The organism is Methanoculleus sp. UBA374 (assembly GCA_002508705.1).
Taxonomy (GTDB): domain Archaea; phylum Halobacteriota; class Methanomicrobia; order Methanomicrobiales; family Methanoculleaceae; genus Methanoculleus; species Methanoculleus palmolei.
The window spans coordinates 26,271-46,278 of record DAYL01000008.1 but is presented as its reverse complement, the minus strand read 5'-3'; the positions used below and the strand labels follow the sequence as shown (position 1 = coordinate 46,278).

General features: G+C 64.3%; 20 protein-coding genes. 7 read left to right on the top strand and 13 right to left on the bottom strand.

What is annotated here, in order from left to right:
- Nucleotides 1-168: 168 nt before the first annotated feature.
- Nucleotides 169-2,700 (bottom strand): U32 family peptidase, encoded by a 2,532-nt coding sequence (locus BRA42_RS02110; protein ID WP_342772067.1) that lies wholly within the window; start codon nt 2,698-2,700, stop codon nt 169-171.
- Between the two features lie 82 nt (nt 2,701-2,782).
- Here BRA42_RS02110 and BRA42_RS02105 point away from each other — a divergent pair, with 82 nt between their 5' ends.
- From BRA42_RS02105 to BRA42_RS02085, 5 genes are all read left to right on the top strand, one after another.
- Nucleotides 2,783-3,583, top strand: a complete 801-nt coding sequence (locus BRA42_RS02105) for a pyrroline-5-carboxylate reductase family protein (protein ID WP_342686172.1) — start codon at nt 2,783-2,785, stop codon at nt 3,581-3,583.
- A 56-nt stretch (nt 3,584-3,639) separates the two neighbouring features.
- Nucleotides 3,640-4,269: a type I 3-dehydroquinate dehydratase gene (locus tag BRA42_RS02100; RefSeq protein ID WP_342686171.1), complete on the top strand. Its 630-nt coding sequence runs from the start codon at nt 3,640-3,642 to the stop codon at nt 4,267-4,269.
- Between the two features lie 152 nt (nt 4,270-4,421).
- Nucleotides 4,422-4,589 (top strand): hypothetical protein, encoded by a 168-nt coding sequence (locus BRA42_RS02095; RefSeq protein ID WP_342770475.1) that lies wholly within the window; start codon nt 4,422-4,424, stop codon nt 4,587-4,589.
- Nucleotides 4,590-5,342: 753 nt separating this feature from the next.
- A complete protein-coding gene (locus tag BRA42_RS02090) occupies nt 5,343-5,522 on the top strand; it encodes a helix-turn-helix transcriptional regulator (protein WP_292410395.1) in 180 nt (59 codons plus the stop codon).
- Between the two features lie 6 nt (nt 5,523-5,528).
- A complete protein-coding gene (locus BRA42_RS02085; protein WP_342770476.1) occupies nt 5,529-6,002 on the top strand; it encodes a hypothetical protein in 474 nt (157 codons plus the stop codon).
- 178 nt (nt 6,003-6,180) lie between these two features.
- On the opposite strand, the gene BRA42_RS02080 is transcribed toward BRA42_RS02085, so the two are convergent.
- The 9 genes from BRA42_RS02080 to BRA42_RS02040 form a co-directional block, all read right to left on the bottom strand.
- Entirely contained in the window at nt 6,181-7,179 is a 999-nt protein-coding gene (locus BRA42_RS02080; RefSeq protein WP_292410399.1) for a chorismate synthase, read from the bottom strand.
- The gene (aroE, locus tag BRA42_RS02075; RefSeq protein ID WP_342770477.1) at nt 7,176-8,543 is read right to left on the bottom strand and encodes a shikimate dehydrogenase; all 1,368 of its coding nucleotides are present in this window, start codon (nt 8,541-8,543) and stop codon (nt 7,176-7,178) included. Before aroE ends, BRA42_RS02080 begins: the two co-directional genes overlap by 4 nt.
- On the bottom strand, nt 8,540-9,808 hold the full coding sequence (gene aroA, locus BRA42_RS02070) for a 3-phosphoshikimate 1-carboxyvinyltransferase (protein WP_292410403.1): 1,269 nt from the start codon (nt 9,806-9,808) through the stop codon (nt 8,540-8,542). The genes aroE and aroA overlap by 4 nt, the downstream gene beginning before the upstream one ends.
- Nucleotides 9,805-10,599, bottom strand: a complete 795-nt coding sequence (locus BRA42_RS02065; RefSeq protein ID WP_292410405.1) for a prephenate dehydratase — start codon at nt 10,597-10,599, stop codon at nt 9,805-9,807. The genes aroA and BRA42_RS02065 overlap by 4 nt, the downstream gene beginning before the upstream one ends.
- A complete protein-coding gene (locus BRA42_RS02060) occupies nt 10,596-11,420 on the bottom strand; it encodes a prephenate dehydrogenase/arogenate dehydrogenase family protein (RefSeq protein WP_342770478.1) in 825 nt (274 codons plus the stop codon). Before BRA42_RS02060 ends, BRA42_RS02065 begins: the two co-directional genes overlap by 4 nt.
- Nucleotides 11,421-11,425: 5 nt before the next feature.
- Complete coding sequence (locus BRA42_RS02055; protein WP_292407399.1) at nt 11,426-12,412, bottom strand: 3-dehydroquinate synthase II; 987 nt, start codon at nt 12,410-12,412, stop codon at nt 11,426-11,428.
- Entirely contained in the window at nt 12,409-13,194 is a 786-nt protein-coding gene (locus BRA42_RS02050; protein ID WP_342771277.1) for a 2-amino-3,7-dideoxy-D-threo-hept-6-ulosonate synthase, read from the bottom strand. Before BRA42_RS02050 ends, BRA42_RS02055 begins: the two co-directional genes overlap by 4 nt.
- A 5-nt stretch (nt 13,195-13,199) precedes the next feature.
- Nucleotides 13,200-13,991, bottom strand: a complete 792-nt coding sequence (locus BRA42_RS02045) for a 2-amino-3,7-dideoxy-D-threo-hept-6-ulosonate synthase (RefSeq protein ID WP_292407401.1) — start codon at nt 13,989-13,991, stop codon at nt 13,200-13,202.
- A gap of 315 nt (nt 13,992-14,306) precedes the next feature.
- Complete coding sequence (locus BRA42_RS02040) at nt 14,307-14,795, bottom strand: multiprotein bridging factor aMBF1 (protein ID WP_292407404.1); 489 nt, start codon at nt 14,793-14,795, stop codon at nt 14,307-14,309.
- A 57-nt stretch (nt 14,796-14,852) separates the two neighbouring features.
- Here BRA42_RS02040 and BRA42_RS02035 point away from each other — a divergent pair, with 57 nt between their 5' ends.
- Nucleotides 14,853-16,091 carry a proteasome-activating nucleotidase gene (locus BRA42_RS02035; RefSeq protein ID WP_342770479.1) on the top strand — a complete coding sequence of 413 codons (1,239 nt, stop codon included), beginning with the start codon at nt 14,853-14,855 and terminating at the stop codon, nt 16,089-16,091.
- Between the two features lie 51 nt (nt 16,092-16,142).
- Here the strand turns inward: BRA42_RS02035 and BRA42_RS02030 are convergent, their stop codons facing one another.
- The 3 genes from BRA42_RS02030 to BRA42_RS02020 all read right to left on the bottom strand — a co-directional run bounded on the left by BRA42_RS02030 (nt 16,143) and on the right by BRA42_RS02020 (nt 19,354).
- On the bottom strand, nt 16,143-16,736 hold the full coding sequence (locus BRA42_RS02030) for a GNAT family N-acetyltransferase (RefSeq protein ID WP_292407410.1): 594 nt from the start codon (nt 16,734-16,736) through the stop codon (nt 16,143-16,145).
- A 709-nt stretch (nt 16,737-17,445) separates the two neighbouring features.
- Nucleotides 17,446-17,892 (bottom strand): DUF5804 family protein, encoded by a 447-nt coding sequence (locus tag BRA42_RS02025; protein ID WP_292407413.1) that lies wholly within the window; start codon nt 17,890-17,892, stop codon nt 17,446-17,448.
- A 289-nt stretch (nt 17,893-18,181) separates the two neighbouring features.
- Nucleotides 18,182-19,354, bottom strand: coding sequence for a proteasome-activating nucleotidase (locus BRA42_RS02020; RefSeq protein ID WP_292407417.1), 1,173 nt, complete (start codon nt 19,352-19,354; stop codon nt 18,182-18,184).
- Between the two features lie 38 nt (nt 19,355-19,392).
- Between BRA42_RS02020 and BRA42_RS02015 the strand changes: the two genes are divergently transcribed.
- Nucleotides 19,393-19,788: a DUF126 domain-containing protein gene (locus BRA42_RS02015; RefSeq protein ID WP_292407420.1), complete on the top strand. Its 396-nt coding sequence runs from the start codon at nt 19,393-19,395 to the stop codon at nt 19,786-19,788.
- Nucleotides 19,789-20,008: the final 220 nt, after the last annotated feature.

Here is a 20,008-nt window from a genome sequence, read left to right as displayed (position 1 = left end):
TACGAGAATACAGGGATATAATTTGAGCGGGAAGCGGGATTCTTTTGATAGGATTCGGGGTCTGGATGCTCTTCTGGGGATAAATGGAGAATGCCGGAGACGGAGGTACCCGCCCGGAACGGATCGTCCGGGTAGTGGGGTCTCATGGCAACGGTGCCAAGATACCCCTTACTCCTCGATTCCCCGGACGAAATGCCCGCCGGTGATGCCCCCGAGCGCCCGCCGTCTCGCCTCCTCCTTGAGCGCGGAGAGCGTGCCGGGGGCTCCCCGGCCGACGGCGTCGAGCCCCGCCCGGTAAAGCCCGGCCATCTCCCCGGCGTAGCGGGGCCCCCGCCCCCGTGCATCGATGGCGACGGCCGCGATGCCCGTCCCGGCGATCCGGGGCAGGCGGTCGATGAGGCAGGTCTCGACGGCGTTCGCGATAGAGGTCCGCCCCTCACTGTCGCGCCGGACCGGAAAGACACGGCCCCGCCCGTCCTTGAGCCCCAGAAAACGGCCGCCGGGGCTCTCACCGGCGGCCATCGCCGCCAGCCGGTCCTCGGTCACCATCGCCTCGACGTTCCCCTGCACCAGCACCTCAAGTTCGGGAACGCTCTCGGTCGTCGCCGCCAGACGGGCAAGGTCGGCCGCCGGAAGTTCGGGGGATGCCGTACACCGCAGGAAGAGCGCCGCCAGTTCCCGGGCGGTGCGGTGGTTCCAGACGTTCAGCCCGGCTGCGCCGTAGAGGTTCATCCCCGGAGCGGCCCGCCGCACCGCGTCCGCAGCGCCGGGACCGCTCACCATGACGCCGCGGACCCCCGCCTCATAGAGCGACGGGAGGAGAGGAGCCGCCGTATCAAGGAACGCGCGCCGGGTGATCGACGGCCATTTCCAGACAGGGTCGGCGCCTCCTCCGGCGCAGACGGCGGCGGCCTCTTCAAGGACCTCCGGGTCGGCGGACTCGATATAGACGGTCCGGGCGCCGCCCCGGACGGCGGCCTTTGCACCCTCAGGGGTATCGACGTAGACCGATACCGACGGGAGCCGGGGACCGGGATGCGGCCCTGCAGGATGCGTCATCCCGGCAATCGCCGCCCGGGCACGTTTTCCGGCCGCATCCACCGCATCGGGCCCCGGACGCCGTGCGGCGAGGACGGCCTCCTCAACCTTCTCCAGGAACGTTCGCCGGACCCCGTTCAACTCCCCGAGCGGGAGAAAGAGCCCGCCCGGGTACCGGAGGTCCATCTTCCGGACCGTAAACGGCGTTCCTCCGGTCTTTCGGAGTTGCTCCGCGATCCGGTCCCGGGAGAGCGGCCGGTTCCGTGCAGGCTCCATCCGGAGGTCCGGGCGGTAGCGCACCCGGAGCGGCTCACCGTCGTTCCGGTCGACGACCGCCTCCAGGCAGGGGGTGCCGTCCTCCCAGGTAACCGAAAGATCGAGCGGCAACGGCCGGAGAGGCTGTTTCATGACCTGTTTTGCCCGCTCCTCAAGGTCCGCGCTCTTCGTCAGGAAGACCCGGGCCCCCGGCACGACGGGCGCAGGGACGGAGAGCCGCACCGTGCCGTCGCGGACGGTGGGCGGGCCGCGGACGACCGCGCCCGTATCCTCCTCCGGGTCGTCCGTGCAGAAGGCCAGTCCGTCGCCGGAACGGGGCGCGAGATCGCCGGCGAGGCGCACGGTCGCTTCGTGCCGCTGCGGGTTGTAGCCGGCGACCGTGCCGAGCAGGATGCCCCGGTTCCCGGGCCGGTCGCGGGCCATGATATCGGAGGCGCCGAGGAGGTAACCCTCCGTGAACCCCCGGTTGAACGCGAGGGCAAGGTTCCGCATCTCCTCCCGCGAGGGGGACCATGCCTCTCCTGCAGCGAGCGCGTCGAGGGCGCGCCGGTAGATGCTCACCGTCGTCGCGACGTACTCCGGCGAACGCATCCTCCCCTCGATCTTGAGCGCCGCCACCGGTGCACGCACGATCCGGTCAAGGCGCGGGTATACCGCGAGGTCCCGGGTCGAGAGCAGGTACCGGTCTCCTGCCGGCACGGTGTGAAGATCCTTCGGGCGCCCGTAATCGTCCTTATCCCCGACGACGAGCCGGTAGGGCTTCCGGCACGGCTGGGCGCACATCCCCCGGTTCCCGCTCCGCCCCCCGATGACCGAGGAGAGGAGGCACTGGCCGGAGTAGCAGTAGCAGAGCGCACCGTGGGCAAAAACCTCGATCCCGACCCCCCGTGCCTCTGCGTCCCCGGCAATCCCCTCGATCTCGGCGAGGGTGAGTTCACGCGCAAGCACCACGCGGGAGAATCCCTCCCGTGCGGCCCGGGCCACGCCTTCGCGGTTATGGACCGTCATCTGGGTGGAGGCATGGAGGGGGAGGTCGGAGACCACCTCCCGGGCAATCGCCGCCACCCCGGCGTCCTGCACCAGGACGGCGTCGACTCCGGTCTCGTAGAGCCGGAGGAGGTATCGGGTCACATCGGGGAGTTCTTCGTCCCGGACGAGGACGTTTACCGTGACATAGACCCTGACGCCGTGGAGGTGTGCATAATCGACGGCGGCGCGAAGTTCCTCGTCGGAGAAGTTCGCTGCGTAGTGACGGGCTCCAAAACGCCTCCCGGAGAGGTAAACGGCGTCCGCGCCGGCGGCGACGGCTGCGGAAAGGGCCGCCGGCGACCCTGCCGGCGCAAGCAGTTCCGGCGACCCGGGCACCTGATGGTGATTGTGCGGCATCTCTTGAGTACCATTCGTCCCACCGGTCTATAACTCCTCCCCGGTGAAAACATGTATTCAGTTATAGAGAGGTTGAGGAATCATGGATGCCGTAGGGATTATCGGTTACGGGCACATGGGCAGGATGCTGATGAACGGGTTTCTTTCATCCGGCGCGCTCTCCACCGACGAGGTCGTGGTTGCCTCTCGCAGTCGGACGAGCCTTGATGCATGCGCCGCGGCATGGCCGGGCATCGGCATCGCCGAAACGAACGCGGAACTCGCCCGGCGGTGCCGTCTCGTCGTCCTCGCCGTCAGGCCCCGGGAGGTGCGGGAGGTCCTCCGGGAGATTGTTCCGGCGATGGACGGAGATGAGCATATCGTCTCGCTCGCCGCCGGGATCAGCCTTCGGGACCTCGAAGAGGCGTTTCCCGGGTCGGTCACCAGGGTCGTGCCCACGGTCACCTCCGCAGTCGGACAGGGGACGACGCTGGTCTGCCACGGGCGGCAGATTGGCATGAACGACGCCCTCCGGGTGGAGGGGCTCTTTTCGTCGGTCGGGAACGTGATGCTCGTCGAAGAGGAGGAACTCGCGGCGGCCACGCTTCTTTCGAGTTGCGGGCCGGGGCTGCTCGCCGCCGTGATTGAGGAACTGGCCGACGCGACGGCCCGCGCGAGCGGACTCCCGAAGGACCGGGCGGTTATGCTGACGACAGAGATGGTTGCGGCTACGGCCGCCTACCTTCGGGAGACCGGCGCGGCACCCGCGGACCTCGTCGGTGAGGTTGCGACCGGAGGCGGGGTCACGGAAGCCGGGGTGCAGGGGCTCCGGGAGCGGTTGCCGGGGGTCTTTGATGCGGTCGTCGCTGCCATGCTGGAGCGCTGCGGTACGGTGGGGACGTGACGGAGGGGAGAGGAGGAGGCAGGCATTTAAATGATCAGGGGTTATACCGGACGGGTATGAAGATCGTCGTCTCTGTGGAGAATACCGGGGTTATCGACGAGGTTCTGGAATACAACCCGACGTTCATCGAGATCCGGCTCGACCGGATGGAGGGGGACCTGCTGGATCAGGTCCGTGCGATCCGGGAGAAGACCGCCGTCCCGCTGATTGCTACGCTCAGGAGCAGGGAGGAAGGGGGCAGGTTTGTCGGGAACGCCGACCTCTGGACCCGGATCATCGGACCGATAGCACGCTACGTCGACCTCGTGGACGTCGAGGCGCGCTACCGGGACCACGCGCCGTTCATCAAGGGGGAGGGCGTCCAGATCCTCGCATCTCTGCACACGAACGAGATGCCCGCCCTGCCGGAGCTCGGAAAGATCGAGGAGATGCTCAGGTCCTACGGCGATATCCCGAAGATCGTCGTGAAACCCCGGACCCGGGACGACCTCGTCGAACTCGTCGCGTTCACCCATCGCGCTCCGAAACCCATCTGCACGAGCGTCATGGGCGCCGAGTTCCGCTACGCCCGGGCGATCTTGCCCCTTTTCGGGTCGGAGTTCACGTTCTGCCATGCCGGGAGCCCGACGGCCGAGGGACAGTACCATATCCGGGAGATGCGGCAGATTGCGGACCTGGTGAAGTGAGGCGATGAGGGACTTCACGGTCCCCTTCGCCGATAAAGGGCATCGATTCCGAATTATCGGACTCTGCTTGATGCTCATCCCCACCTCTGCGGGGATGAGTTCCGGATCTGGATTTTTTCCCGGGATCGGCCTTTTTTCTCGGGCCTGTCCCCATGCAGTGGACCGTGGCGGCCGTCGCCATTGGGGATGGGGACCGGGGAGGGGACACCCCCCGCCTCTTTGTTGCCGCTGCGGTCCAGTGCGGGACCGGCCTGGTGACCAGCGACGGCAGGCTCCACGACACGGCGAAATCAGTGGTGACCACGCAACTGGTCCGTTGATCGCGGGACCGGGTAGCCCGTCAGGGAAAAAGAGCCACGAATCACTCCGTGGTCTATTCCCCGCTCGAAGACCTCCGGTCTTCTCAAGATCCGGTTCTCGAAACCCTTCGGGTTTCTCCAGCGCCGGCCCGCGGCCCGTCACACTTCGCACCGAGTGATGTTCGAGTTCCATTCCTGCGGGAACGTCGCACCTTCCAGCCAGTCGCATTTCGGAACGTCGTTCTAACGAACCGTCGCATCCTACCCCTGGTACTTCGCCCGCTCAAGCATTACATCCAGAAGAACAAGCGCCATCATGCACTCCGCGACCGGGACGACGGCTCGGAGTTCGTCTTCTGCCACGCCGGGACCCCGACGGCCAAGGGGCAGTAATCTCCGGGAGATACGGCAACTCGCGGACCTGCTGAAGTGAGGGGTGGCCCGGTACGGTCTGTGCCGGATTCCGGAGGTCGGCATCGCAACACTCTTGTTTCACGTTACGGGCATATTTTTCGGCCTCGCGTGAGGTGACGGTGGGCGAGGATAACGTCTCGCGCTGGAGGTTGATGATTTGATTTTGATCTCGGGGGAGACGTCCTCGAACAGGGCGCTCATTGGACAAGACGCCAGGAAGACTTCATCGAAGAGGAGGCGTTTCTGTGTCATGGCCGGGAGATGAGTCATACCGACCATATTTATATGACAGAATGACACATATAATTGACATAATGTAATGTGTGTGAGAGGAGGCGGTGTATACTGAAAAACAAAAAAATGAAGATCGCAAGGATAGAGTCGGAGGTATCGCAGGAGCAACTGGCTGAGATCGTCGGAGTAACCAGACAAACGATAAGCCTGATCGAGTCCGGCAAATACAATCCGAGCCTGAAGTTATGCATTGAGATATGCAGGGCACTCAACAAAACTTTAAATGACTTGTTTTGGGAGGAGTGAGGCGCTATGGATATTGAAAAGACTGTTAAAAAAACGAAAGTAGTTATATTTGCGGCACTGATTGTCGGTGTCGTTCTTTTGGCGGTTGGGATCTTGTTCGGTTCGATGGATGGAAATCAAGCCTTGCCGGACGGTAAAGCAATTATCGGGCTGTCGTTTATACCATTAAGCGCGGCATTGGCTTCTTACATCAAATTATCAATGATCAGAAGATCCCCTCAAAAGATGAAGGAGATCATAATCAGCGAGAATGATGAAAGATTGGTGGCTTTGAAGAATGAAGCCGAAGCGAACGCGTTCAGGATTTTACAGGCAGTGCTGTTTCTAACTTACATGGGATACACATTCATGGTTCCGGAGGATATCTTCGAGTCGGTCGGATGGTGGATAGTAACGGTCCTGTTATTTGTCTCTCTTATTTTACAGGCAGTATTGCTGACGGCATCCCAAAGCGGTCCTCAGACCACCGATGTAGCATGACGTACCAGTAGTTCGCGAATTTTGGTGCCCGGCATCGCAACGCTCTTCGCATAAGGGGACGGTGGTTTGACATCCGGGCCATGACCGGGGCCGGAACGTGAACACGGCCCTTCCCCGGCGATCGCATCTCCGATGCTTAACTCTCCTTCTTCGAAGGTTTGAGGATCAGGAAGGGAACTCACCGCCCCACTCCCCGGTACTTCCCCTGCTCAAGCATCGCGTCGATAATGACGAGCGCCATCATGCACTCCGCGACCGGGACGAGCCGGGGGACGATACAGGGGTCGTGCCTCCCTCCGACCGAGATCTCCCGCTCCGCGCCGGCGACATCCACCGTTCTCTGCACCCGGCGTATCGAGGGCGTCGGTTTGACGGCGAGCCGGACGACGATCTCCTGTCCGGTGCTGATCCCCCCGAGGATACCACCAGCGTGGTTGCTTTCAAACCCGGTCTTGCCGATCGGGTCGTTCATCTCGCTCCCGAAGAGCCGGGCGGCGCCGAACCCCTCGCCGATCTCGACGCCCTTCACCGCACCGATGCCCATCATCGCCCCGGCGATGGCGGCGTCGAGTTTCCCGAAGACCGGGTCCCCGAGCCCTGCGGGACACCCGGCCGCCGTCACCTCCACGACCCCGCCCACGGAGTCGCCCGCGTCCCGTGCGGCCCGGATCTCCGCTTCCATCGCATCGGGCTCCGTCGCGCCGTGCACCTCGACGATCCGCCCACGGATCGTGATCCCGGAGGGCGCAAGGCAGCGCATCGCCACCGCTCCGGCGGCGACCCGGGCAAGGGTCTCCCGCCCCGAACTCCGCCCCCCGCCCCGGTGGTCGCGGAGACCGTACTTCGCCTGATAGGCATAGTCCGCATGCCCGGGCCGGAAGACGTCCCGGAGCGCGTCGTAGTCCTCCGACCGGACGTCGCTGTTCCCGACGACGAGCGCTATCGGGGCGCCGGTCGTCCTCCCCTCAAACGTCCCCGAGAGGACCTCCACCCGGTCGGCCTCCTGCCGCCCTGACTCGAGCGGGCTTTTTCCCGGCCGCCTTCGGTCGAGGTACGGCTGAATATCCGCCTCCGTGAGGGATATCCCGGGCGGGCAGCCGTCGACGACCACGCCCACCGCCTTCCCGTGGCTCTCACCGAACGTCGTGCACCTGAAGTTTCTCCCGAACGTGTTCATGAAAGCATCTCCCGCACCAGCGCAGGCGAGACCGCAATACCGGTGATCAGCCGGAACTGCTCCGCCGCCTGGTGGACGAACATCTCCGTGCCGGGTATCGTCTCGCACCCGGCCTCCCTCGCCGCCCGGATGAGGGGCGTCTCCGGCGGCGTATAGACGAGGTCAAAGACGGTCGTCCCTCGCTCAAGGTCGCCGGGGGCAAGAAGGCTCCGGGTGTCGGGCTCCATCCCGACCGGGGTTGCGTGCACCACCACATCGGCGCCGCTCCCCTTGAACTCTTCGAGACCGCCCCGCCGGCACCCGAACCGGTCCGCAAGCCTCTGCGCCGCGTCCGCAGTCCGGGCAAGCACCGTCACGTCCATGTCGAGCGAGACGAGGGCGTAGACCGCCGCCGCCGCCGCACCCCCGGCACCGAGGACAACCGCCCGGGCGCCCCGCCGGTGAAGGAGCGGCGAGCGGACGCCCAGCCAGTCGGTGTTATGGCCGTAGAACTTTCCGCCGCACCGGACGACGGTGTTCACCGCCCCGATCGCCGCCGCGTGATCGTCCACAGCGTCAAGGTGGCGCATCACGTCGGCCTTGAACGGGATCGTGACCGAGAGACCTTTTACGGGGAGGAGGGTCGCGAGACGGACGATGACTCCTGCGTCCGGCCACTCAAAGCGGGTGTAGCGGTAGTGCTCCATCCCGAAGTGCGCGAAGAGCCGGTTGTAGAGGAGCGGGCTCTTGCTATGGGCGCAGGGGTTGCCGACGATGGCGCAGACCCGGAGGCCCGGGTCCCGGTCGATCATCTCCCCGAGGTCGGAAAGCCCGAACCGCTCAAGGAGACCGTCGCGTTCACGCCTTCGGTCCGGGGAGATGCCGGCCTCCCCCCCCATCTTCCGGACGATGCTATCCGCAATCTCCGGGGGAGTGCACGTACCGGTATCGATGCAGGCATCCGCCGCGCCGAGGTATGCATCCTTCCTTCGGGCAAGGAGCGTGCGCACCTCCTCCGCCGGGGGGAGGTCCGTCAGCCCCGGCCGGTCGCTGCCGGCGATCCGCCTATGGCAGACCTCGGGTGCGGCCGCTAGAAGGAAGACCGTGCCGTGCCACCGGAGGTCCGCGACGTTTGCCGGGTCGAGGACCGCACCGCCGCCGGTACTGATCACCCCCTCCGCGGTCCGGAGCGACGCGATCACCTCCCGTTCGAGGGCCCGGAAGTGCGCCTCCCCGTGCCGACGGAAGACCTCCCGGACCGGCATCCCCGCCCGGCGCTCGACCAGCGCATCGGTGTCGTAGAGCGGCAGCCCCAGCCGGTCCGCGAGGACCCGACCGACCGAGGTCTTCCCGGTGCCCCGGAACCCGGTGAGGACCACCTTCACAGCAACCCCTCCCCGTAGAGCGCCTCCCAGAACCCGGGAAAGGATTTCTCCACGCACCCCGGGTCCCGGATCGCCATGCCCCCGACCGCGAGCCCGAGGACGGCAAACGCCATCGCCGTCCGGTGGTCGTTGTGCGGGTCGACGGCCACGCCGTGGAGGGGCGCGGGCGTGATCGTGAGGGAATCGTCCGTGACATCGACGCCCGCGCCCATCCTCCTGAGGGTCGCCGCCGTCACCCCGACGCGGTCGCTCTCCTTGTAGTGCAGGTGCGCCGTGCCGGTGATCGTCGTCGGCGACGTTGCCGTCGCCGCCACCGCCGCGAGCGTCTGGACGGTGTCGGGAGACGAAGACATATCCACCTCGACTCCGTGAAGGTCGCCCGTCCGCTCCACCGTCACCGCATCGACGCCGGCGGCGACGTGGCAGCCCATCGCCTCAAGGACATCGAGAAACCGGCGGTCACCCTGGACCGATGCCGGGGAGAGGCCGGTGACCGTGACCTTCCCGCCGCAGACGGCCGCGACCGCGAAGAGGTAGGATGCAGACGAGTAGTCGCCCTCAATCCGGTAGTCCCGTGCCCGGTAGACCGCACCGCTCTCCACCCGGAACCGGTCGTAGCCGCGCCTCTCAAGCCGGGCGCCGAACCGGAGCATTACGTCCGCGGTCACGTCGAGGTATGACCGGGAGGCCGGGGCTGCCGGGAGCGTAAGTTCCACGTCCTCCTCAGCGTAGGGCGCCGCCATCAGGATGGACGATACGAACTGGCTGCTGATGCTCCCGTCAATCTGCGTCTTCCCGCCCCGGAGCCTGCCGGAGACCCGGATGGGCGGGTAGCCGGGCCGGCCGGCGGACTCGACCGAGCCGCCGAGCGCTCCGAGGGCATCGGCAAGGGGGCCGACCGGCCGTTCGAGCATCCTCGGACTCCCCGTCAGGACCACCGGGTACCGGGCAAGAAGCGCCGCCGAGGTGAGCAACCGGAGGGTCGTCCCGGAGTTCCCGCAATCTATCGTGACCTCACCCGGCGTCGGGAAAGCGCCGCCGCACCCGGTGACGGTGATCTCTCCCGGCAGCCATTCGACCGGGACCCCGAGGCTCTCCAGCCCCCGGGCGGTCAGTTCGGTGTCGGCCGCCCGGAGGGGTCCCGCAATCCGCGACCTCCCTGCAGCAAGCGCACCCGCAATCAGGGCCCGGTGGGTGTAACTCTTGGAGGGAGGGGCCGAAAACGTCGCGTCGACCGGCCCGATCCGCGCCACCCTGACGATCATATCCCTGGCACCTCCATGCATGCGTAACACCCGAGTTCCCTGACGGCGGTCATCCCTTTGAGTTCCTCCTTCGCCTCCCGCCATCCCTCAGATATCTCGACGTCGATGAAGAAGATATATCGCCCCATACCCCGGCGGGCCGGCCGAGACTCTATCCGGGTCAGGTTGACCCCACGCCGGGCAAAGACCCCGAGCAGGTCGGCGAGGAGACCCGCCCGGTCGATCTCCGGGTCCACAAGGAGGCTGCACTTCGTGCAGCCCGTCTCCTCACGGGGGGCGGCGGATATCTCCACGAACCGGGTGATATTCTCCCTGCTGTCCTGGATGTCGCGGAGGGCTATAGGTAGGCCGTAGATCGCCGCCGCCGTCTCCGGGACGACCGCCCCGGCACGGCTTTCTTTCCGCATCGCGGCCGCGCTTGCGGCGTTGCTGCTCGTGTGCACGACCTCCACCCCGAGCCTGGTGAGGATGACGGAGCACTGCTCGTGCGTCTGCGGATGGGCGTAGATGACCGAGAGGCGGCCAGGCTCCCCCCGGGCCGCGAGGTGGTGCCGGATGGGCATATACGCTTCTCCGGTGATCGAGACGTCGAACTCCATGAGCCCCCGGAGCGTCTCGCCCACGCCGCCGGTCTCCGAGTTCTCGATCGGGACGAGGCCGATAGCCGAGCCGCCCGCCACGCGCTCGATGACGGCATGGATGGTCGGCAGGAGTTCGATACCGCCGCCGTAGAGCCGGGCCGCGAGTGCGTGGCTGAACGTCCCGGCCGGCCCGAGCGTCAGGACGGTCATCGGCCCACCGCATGGTTGATGAGGTCGTCCGTCTCTTCCGTCGCGGCGCGGAGATACGAGGCGTAGTGGCTGGAGTTCCCGGAAAAGAACGCCCGAAACCGCTCGCGGTCCCCGGACTCGACGATCTCCCGGAGCGTCCGGACCGCCTCCTCGAACGCCGCAAGCACCCCGGGAACGGCCGGGTTCATCTGCAGGATGTCCCCGTAGAGGTCCGCATCCTGGGCGAGGAGCCTTCCGACGAATCCTATCTCGATCCGGTAGACGGGGCTTGTGAACGAGAGCGTCTCCCCGACATCGGCGCCGGTCCGGCGGATGGCCTCCGCCTTCGCGAGCGTCCCGAAGTGGGTGAGCCCCTGGACCACCGCCATCATCCGGTCGTGGTCTTCCGGCGTCGAGAGGGTGACCGACGCTCCCTGGTCGCGGAAGACCGAGAGAAGACCCTCGAGGGTCTCCGGGCGGCACCGCCCCGGGGTCGCGACGATCGTCTGGCCCCGGAGCGAGGCGGCGCCCGGCCCGAACATCGGGTGGAGCCCGATCACCTCCGCACGGGAGGTGAGCATCGCCCGGACCGGCTCGACCTTGAGGGACGTCAGGTCGCAGAAGACCTGCTCCTCCGTAAGAAGCGGGGCGACCTCCCGGATCACCCCGACGGTGGCGCGGATCGGCACCGAGACCATGACGAGGTCCGCCGTCTCCGCGATCTCCCGGCTGGATAGCGCGGTTCTGGTCCCGGAGACGATCACCTCCCATCCCGCCGCTCGAAAGACTTCCGCAAAGAATCGTCCCATCTGCCCGGTGCCGCCGATGATGCCTGCAAGCATTCGCGTCACTTCTCCCGGATCGTCTCCGCAACGGCGATGCCGAAGTGCCGCCCGCCCTCTGCGATGCTGCCGAGAACCCTGTCGCCCACCGCGAGGACCGCGACCGATACCGGCGCGCCGTCCTCCGCCACAAGCCGGATCGTCTCGGCGTTCTGGAGGACCAGACTCACCTTTACATCGCCGGCCTTCGCCTCGACAAGGAGGAGCGGGCGGCGCTCGATCTTCACCCTGCCGACGACCGCGTCATGAGTCGCGCCGGTATGCTCCGCGACGAGCACCTTATCGCCCGCCGCGAGGTCGGCAAGGTAGGCCGTTTTCCCGTCCGGGAGGAGAATGTAGGCGTGCACCGCCCCGGCGTTCACCCGGAACGGACGCGGCGCCACGTAGGGGTTCTCCAGGGTCTCGGGGTGCACCATCAGGAACGCCGAGGAGGTGTTGCCGACGAGCATGCCCTCGCCGTCGGCGAGGAGGGAGCAGGTATCCACGCAGACCCGGTCGCCCATCCCGACGGGGGCGATCCGGGTCACCTCGAACGGGACGAGGGAGACCTCGCGACCGGCGCCGGCGAGCGTCTTTGCCGTCCGCCGGACCTCCGCCGGGTCGTCGGTCGAGAGGAGGACACCCGCCGCCCCGCGTTCGAGGACGGTCAGGGTGACCGCCGCCTCATCGGCGCTCGCGACTGCGGCGATGATCCGGTCCGACTGCGCGACGAGGTTCTCGAGCGGGATGACCGTCCAGTCCCGTGTCCGGACGACGACGAGCCCCTCGCGGGAGAGCCGGAGCGCCTCCTCTTCGGTCGCCTTATCGACGATCTCGACCTCGAAGACGTCCTTTCCGGGGACGAGATCGCCGTTCTCCGCGACCGTCGCCACCCGCCCGAGTTCCCGCACGCGCCCCGCATCGTCGACGGCCAGGGCGTCCGCGCCGCTCTCGATAGCGGCCGTCGCAAGGTCCTTTCGCCACGGTCTGACATCGACCCAGAACCGCTTCATTGCCCGGTCTCCAGCGCCTCGGCCGGGCTTCTGCCCTCGTGGACCACCCGGCAGATCGCGGCTATGAACCGGGCGGGGTCGTCGCGCTGGAAGGCGTTCCTTCCCATGCAGACGCCCGCCGCGCCCGCCCCGATCGCGTCACGGATGGTCGTGAGCGTCTCGAAGTCCCCGCCCTTCTCGCCGCCGGCGATCATCACCGGCACCGAACAGGCCGCGGTGATCCGGCGGAATGTCTCAGGGTCGCCGGTGTAACTCGTCTTGATCAGGTCGGCGCCGAGTTCCTCGGCGACCCGGACGCAGTGCCCTATCGCCTGCGGCGAGGTCGGGTCGACCCCCCTGCCGCGGGGGTAGATCATGATCAGGAGCGGCATCCCCCAGCGGTTGCAGTCCCGCACCACTGCGCCCGCCGACTCAAGCATCCGCGACTCGTTCGGCGCGCCCAGGTTGATGTGGATCGAGACCGCGTCGGCGCCGAGCGCGACCGCCTCCTCCACGGTGCAGACGAGCACCTTGTCGTTCGGGTCCGGGTTCATCGAGGTGCTTGCGGAGAGGTGCACGATGAGGCCGATATCCTTTCCGTGCTTCCGGTGCCCCCCCTTCACCATGCCCTTATGGAGGACGATGGCATTCGCCCCGCCCTCGCTCACGGCGCTGACGATCCTGGTCATGTTGCAGAGCCCCTCGATCTGACCCATCGTGAACCCGTGATCCATGGGGATGATCACGGCGCGGCCGGTATTTCGGTCCATAATCCGCTCGAGGCGGATCTCTTTTCCAATCATCTCGTTCACGTCCGAAGAATCTCCATTGCCTCTTCTGCCGACCGTCCTTCGTGGACGATCAGCGCCGCAGCGCGGATCAGACGGTTGGGTGCCGGGTGCTGGAAGGCGTTCCTCCCGATAGAGATGCCGGCGGCTCCGCCTTCCATCGCGCCCTCGACGAGGGCGAGGGTCGCCCGGTCGTCGGTCTTTGAGCCTCCCGCGACCACGACGGGCACCGGGCATCCCCGGGTCACCTCCCGGAACGAGTCCGGATCGCCGGTGTAGACCGTCTTGACGATGTCGGCGCCGAGTTCCGCCGCCACCCGTGCGGAAAGTTTGACGCTCTCAAGGTCGTGCTCGTCCGCGACCTTCCGACCGCGCGGGTACATCATCGCGAGGAGCGGCATTCCCCACTCCATGCATTCGACCGCGACCCGGCCCAGGTCTTCGAGCATCCTTGCCTCGGAGTCGGCCCCGACGTTGATGTGCACCGAGACGCCGTCGGCGCCCATCTTCAGGGCGTTCGTAACGGTGTTCACAAGCACCTTGTCGTTCGGGTCGGGGCCGATGCTGGTGCTTGCCGAGAGGTGCATGATGAGACCGACGTCCCGCCCATGCCCCCGGTGTCCGTGCAGCGCAAGCCCCACGTGCCCGATAACCGCATTTGCCCCGCCTTCGGCGACGAGATCGATGGTCCTTCCGACGTCGACCAGCCCCGGGATGGGGCCGAGCGTCACGCCGTGATCGAGCGGCACGATGATGGTCCTGCCGGTGTTCCGATCCATAATACGTTCCAGACGAATCTCTTTTCCTCTCATGATCACAAATCCTCCCGGACCCGGATGATACGGTCTTCCGAGAACGGTTAATACCAGGTAAACTGGCTAAAATAGCGATAAAACGCTGCCGCTCCAGAGTTACCGACATCGACGGTCAAAAGGCGGCTGGTTGTCTCTGCGGGGGTAGGAGTTACTTCGTTAGCCGAGGTAAAAACGTTCACCGGCGAAAAAACATTCACCACGCATTAGGGATAGCGTTACCCATTTATTGTATAAATAGGTGCCGGATTCCCGCGCGAAGGGTGAGTCCGTGACGGGCCCGGAGAAGATCCGGAAAAACGTATGGGAAGAGCCTTACTTCCGGCTCTTCTTGAACGCGATTACGTCGCCGACGGTCATGGCCACCCGGCCCGGCCCGCCTGCGGAGGTACTGTCTTCGGCCGAATCGATCAGCCTGATATTGAGCGCTTTTTCAAGTTTTTTCCGGACGTCGTCCTCGGGAATAAGGTCTCCCTTCTCGATTTTTTTGACGAGGAGTTCGCGTTCCTTTATCGCCTGTGCGAGATCGAGCGTGGACCACCCCTTCTCTTCGCGGGCGATCCGGATTCGGTCGGCATAATCGTCGACGATCTCTCCTTCCATCAGGTCGAAGACGTCGCGAGGTCTCCTCCGGGTCTGCGGGACGGCGAACCCCGATGTCTTCTGCGGGGCGCCTTTTCGTCGCGGTTGCTGGACTTCCGTACCGTATTTTGCGCATCGGGAGCAGACACAGAGTTCCGCACCCTCGATCATAATGATTTTTGACGGTCCCTGGATAGGAGCGCCGCATAGTTCACACTGCATAAGTCTCGCAAACAACTTTATATTTATTTTAACCTATATAATTATTTGAGGAGACCCATGGGAGATATCGTTCGGCAGACACCCGAGAAGGATACCGGTGAAGACATCTACCAGTATCTCCTGGAAAGGATAACGAACCTCGAAAACCGAAACCTGGAGCTGCGCGAGCAGTTCCGCCAGATGGAGTCCGAGAAACGATACGTTGAGACTCAGAAGATCCGCTACGAACGCGAGATCCGAAAACTGAAGAGCGAGATCGAACAGCTCAGAAGTCCCCCGCTCGTGATCGGGACGGTTACGGACGTTATCGACAACAGCCGGGTGATTGTGCGGAGCAGCGCAGGACCGCGATTTTTAGTCCGGACCTCCCAGCTCATCGACCCCGATCTCCTCAAACCGGGTGTGAGATGCACGCTCAACCAGCAGTCCCTCGCCATCGTGGATGTGCTCCCCACGAGTTACGACGCGCAGATCTACGGCATGGAACTGGTTGAGTCGCCGGAAGAGACCTACGAGAACATCGGCGGCCTTGAGCCGCAGATCGAGGAGGTCCGCGAAGCCGTCGAGCTCCCCCTCACAAAGCCGCACCTCTTCGAGAAGGTCGGGATCTCCCCGCCGAAAGGCGTGCTCCTCTACGGCCCTCCCGGTACGGGGAAGACGCTCCTTGCACGGGCGGTTGCCCACCAGACAAACGCGCACTTCCTCCGCGTGGTGGGTTCGGAGCTGGTGCAGAAGTACATCGGCGAGGGGGCACGCCTGGTCAGGGAACTCTTCGACCTCGCGAAACAGAAGTCGCCGTCGATCATCTTCATCGACGAGATAGACGCTATCGGCGCGCACCGAAACGACTCGACGACGTCCGGCGACCGCGAAGTCCAGCGGACGCTGATGCAGCTCCTGGCGGAGATGGACGGGTTCGAAAACCGGGGCGACGTCAAGATCATCGCCGCCACGAACCGGATCGATATCCTCGACCGCGCCCTCCTCCGTCCCGGCCGGTTCGACCGGATGATCGAGATCCCGCTCCCGGACCACGCAGGAAGGCTTGCCATCTTAAAGATCCACACCATGCACATGAACCTCGGTGAGGACGTCAACCTCTCGGAGGTCTCCCGGCTCACGGAAGGGAAGAACGGCGCCGATCTCCGGGCGATATGCATGGAGGCGGGAATGTTCGCCATCAGGATGGAGCGCGATGCGGTCACCGGCGACGACTTCATGAAGGCGATCGACAAACTCTCGGTGGACTTCGACCGCCACCACTTCCATACCACCTTCGGCGAGATGTTCGCCTGAAGGGTACTCTCTTTTTGAATAACGGCTTTGCCGGAATACTATAGCCGAACGCTATGCCTTGAACGTTTTTTCCAGTGCCGAAAGGCGCCCCGGAACAAGATCGCTCGCGAGGAGGCCGAAGATCACACGATCGTAATACCCGCCCCGTGCATGCCAGTATCGCCTCTGGACGCCTTCCCGGACAAAGCCGCATCTCTCCATCACCCGCCGCGACGGCGTGTTATCGGCAACGGTGTCGCCGTTCAGCCGGTAACCGTCGAGCACGGCAAAAGCGAAGTAGACCAGAAAGTTGCAGGCCATGGTGCCGTAGCCTCTTCCCCAGTACGTATCGTCGAACTGGTAGCCGATAAGAAACGCTCCTGGACTGAAATCGACCGACAGGAGTGCACACTGCCCGACGAACTCCCCGGTATCCTCCAGTCTGACTGTGAAGACATGGTGATCCGGCGTTTTCCCCTCCGCGAGCGCTGCCTGCATCTCCTCGATCAGAGGGAGAAAATAGGACCGGGTGGCCTCCTCCGTGTTCGGTCCGAAGAACAGCCACCTGCAGACCGACTCCTTTGCGAGCATCCGGGATATATCGGGAAGGTCGTGCTCGGTGCAGTAGGAGAACCTCAGATCCCCGCCGATCCATGTGCGCTGCATGTATCAGCGTTCGATCTCCCAATATATGGAATATAGTCCTGCAATGAGGAGGGCAGGCATACTCTCTTTCTGAACGCTGGAACCCTTTTCCTGGGCACGGCGGTCCACGGAGGGCATACCGGGAGCGTCACAGTGCAGAGTTCACACCGGGCGATGCTTACGCAGGAACGAGACAAGCAGTGAGTTGAACGCTTTGGGGTTGTCCTGATTGGAGCAGTGGCCTGCGTTCGGAATCCGGTGAAACTCACATTTCGACTCCAGTTTTGCCCACACCGGGGCAATTTTTTGATATTGCCGTGGCGGTCGGGCGTGACCCGGTAATGAATTGGGCACCCGTCTTTTTTTTGAGAATGTTCTCCTCAAACGATATCGATCGTCCCATGGTCGCTCCTCCTCATAAAAAGTTCATACGCATCATAGATACTCGATAGACGGGGATTGGAGGCCTGGTTTCGGGTCCGCGGAGGCTGAGGCTTGTGATAGCCTCATACCCTCCCAGGAATGAGACCCGACTCCGGGTCGATACGACCCGCCCGGGCGGCGGGCCCTTACGCAGCAGTCACAGGACGTGCACCGTTCCGGGAATCCTCTTGCCGCGAAACAATCGCTGCGGGAGAGGGGGGGGCGGCCGGGGTATCCCGACAGACCTTCGTTCATCCCGCGGAGGATGCCCGCCGTGCATACCTGGACCGCCGACGCCCCGGCCGCCCTACCCGGTCGGGTACTCCTCTTCGGTGCACCAGACCTCAAGCACCGTATCGCCGGGCTCGACCCGGTCGGCATACGCCTCCGGCGTCGTGCCTTCCCCCATCCAGCTGGTATCAACCATATGGTCTCCCGAGATCCGATAGAGACACCGGTACCTCCACGGAGCGGCGGGTCTCACGTCCCGCTCGTAGATCTGCCCGGCAAGGCCGGACGAGCAGAAGACCCCCCCCTCCGCGGGCTCGAAGAGGACCTCTTCGACGTAGCGCTGGATGTACCACCGGAGTTCGGAGACGAGAGCAAGCGCACTCCCGAGAGACGCCGTCCGGATGCGCATCCCGTATGCCAGATGGTCGGGCTGGTAAAAACGGAGGGCCTTCCTGCTGGTCTCGGATTTGAGCAGGGTAGCGTAGAGGTCAACCCCCTCCGGTTGAATGAGGAGGACGTTCATTGCATAGTTGTGGGAGCACGAGGTCGATAAGACTTCCTTCGATGCTGCCCCGGAACTCCATCGGCAGGAGGACAGATGAGAGAGTCTTCTCGCGGAGATCGAGGTTAAGACTTGAAAGCCCGGTACACTGGACTGTGATGACTATCGCAACGGGGGTCCCCCTCCCTCCAATGGCGATACCCTGGAATCCATGCATCGTTCATGTGACTGAGGGATGGAATACGACGGGCTGAAAGGCCGGTTCAAGCACCGTCAGGTGCGGACAAAAAAGAGTGGCGGGAGAATCCCGTCAGATATACATGCGGCTGTCGGGCGCCGCCGCCTCGCGCTTCACTTTCTTGATCGCCGCAAGGAAGTCGGCCTGTTCGACGGCATCGGCGTTTCTCCTGATCGCCATCATACCAGCCTCGCGGCAGATCGCCTGCAACTCCGCACCGGTGGTGCTCCCGGCGCGTTCTGCAATCGCGGCAAGGTCCATGTCCCCGGAGAGCGCCATCTTCGCGGTGTGGATCTTCAGGATCTCAAGGCGCGCGCCGGCATCGGGGAGCGGGACCTGGATGATCCGGTCGAACCGGCCCGGACGGAGGAGAGCCGGGTCCAGCATATCGATCCGGTTCGTCGCCGCCATGATCCGGACGTTGCCGCGGTTCCCGAACCCGTCCATCTCCGCCAGGAGCTGCATCAGCGTCCGCTGGACCTCGGCGCTGCCGGAGGTCCCGTCGTTCGTACGCATGCTCCCGATCGCATCGATCTCGTCGATAAAGACGATGGCCGGAGCGCGTTCCCGGGCGAGGATGAAGAGTTCACGGACGAGCTGCGCACCCTCCCCGATGTACTTGTGGACGAGTTCGCTTCCGGACATCCTGATGAACCGGGCGTTGGACTGGTGGGCGACCGCCTTTGCAATCAGGGTCTTTCCGGTACCGGGCGGGCCGTAGAGAAGGATACCCTTCGGGGGCTCCACGCCGATGCGTTCGTAGATCTCGGGCTTCGTGAGCGGGTACTCGACGGCTTCCCTGACCTCCTCGATCTCCTCCCTTAGACCGCCGATCTGCTCGAACGTTACGCTCGGCTGCTCGTCGAGCTCCATAACCCTGATTCTCGAGTCGTAGACGTTGCCGATAGTCTTGACGATAGAGAGGGTATTGTTCACAGCCACCTTCATCCCGGGCTTAAGAGTGCGGTGGAGTCGTGCATTGACTGCGGTAACGTATTCCTGGTTGTTGCCCTGCTGCCGGAGATACACTTCGCCGTTCTCAAGCACATCGACCACAGCGGCAACAAACAGCGGCACGCGCTTTAACTGAGCGTTCTCTTTCCGGAGCTGCAGGAGTTCCTTTTCCAGCAACTCGTTTTTAAGTTTATAATCCAGGATCTGCGCCTTTAGATCCTGAATCTGGAGCGTAAGCATGTCGTGCTCGCTGCCAGGAGTGTTGCCAATGGTTTCGTCCATGTCACTCATATAGTTGGATCTCCAACCTCATATTATAGTGTGGTGAAATGATCGTGCAGGGCAGAAGCATATCCAGGGGTCTTGGCAGCGGAGACCTCCTTGTCTCGTCCGAACCCATATCGTTCCTCTCGGGCGTCGACCCGGAGACCGGCACCGTAGTCGAGCGCGGGCACCCGCTGGAGGGGCACTCCATTGCCGGGCGCGTGCTGGCCTTCCCGTACGGAAAAGGCTCGACGGTCGGATCCTACGTGATCTACGCATTAAAGCAGAACGGGTATGCTCCTGCGGCGATCATCAATACGGAGGCCGAACCGATCATCGCGGTCGGGGCAATCATTGCAGGTATCCCCATGGTTGACCGCCTGCCGCCGGAGTTCTCCGGCCTTGCCCCCGGAACCCGGGTGACGGTGAACGGGGACACCGGCGAGGTCTCCTGCGACTGAGACCGCGCGAGGGCCGGGGCGGTTTCCGTTTTGCCGTACCCGATTCGCTCCCCCTGCCGGCGGCATCGAGAAACCGTGTATATTCTCAAAGTCTTCTTTCGGACGTAGAGCGGCGGCAGCAGAGCCCTGTATGGATAGCGGTCACGCGCGACGCCGGGACAATCCACGCGAAGCCTTATCTGATAAGCCGCCTTTCAGGAGCGCACCCCACGACTGTGCG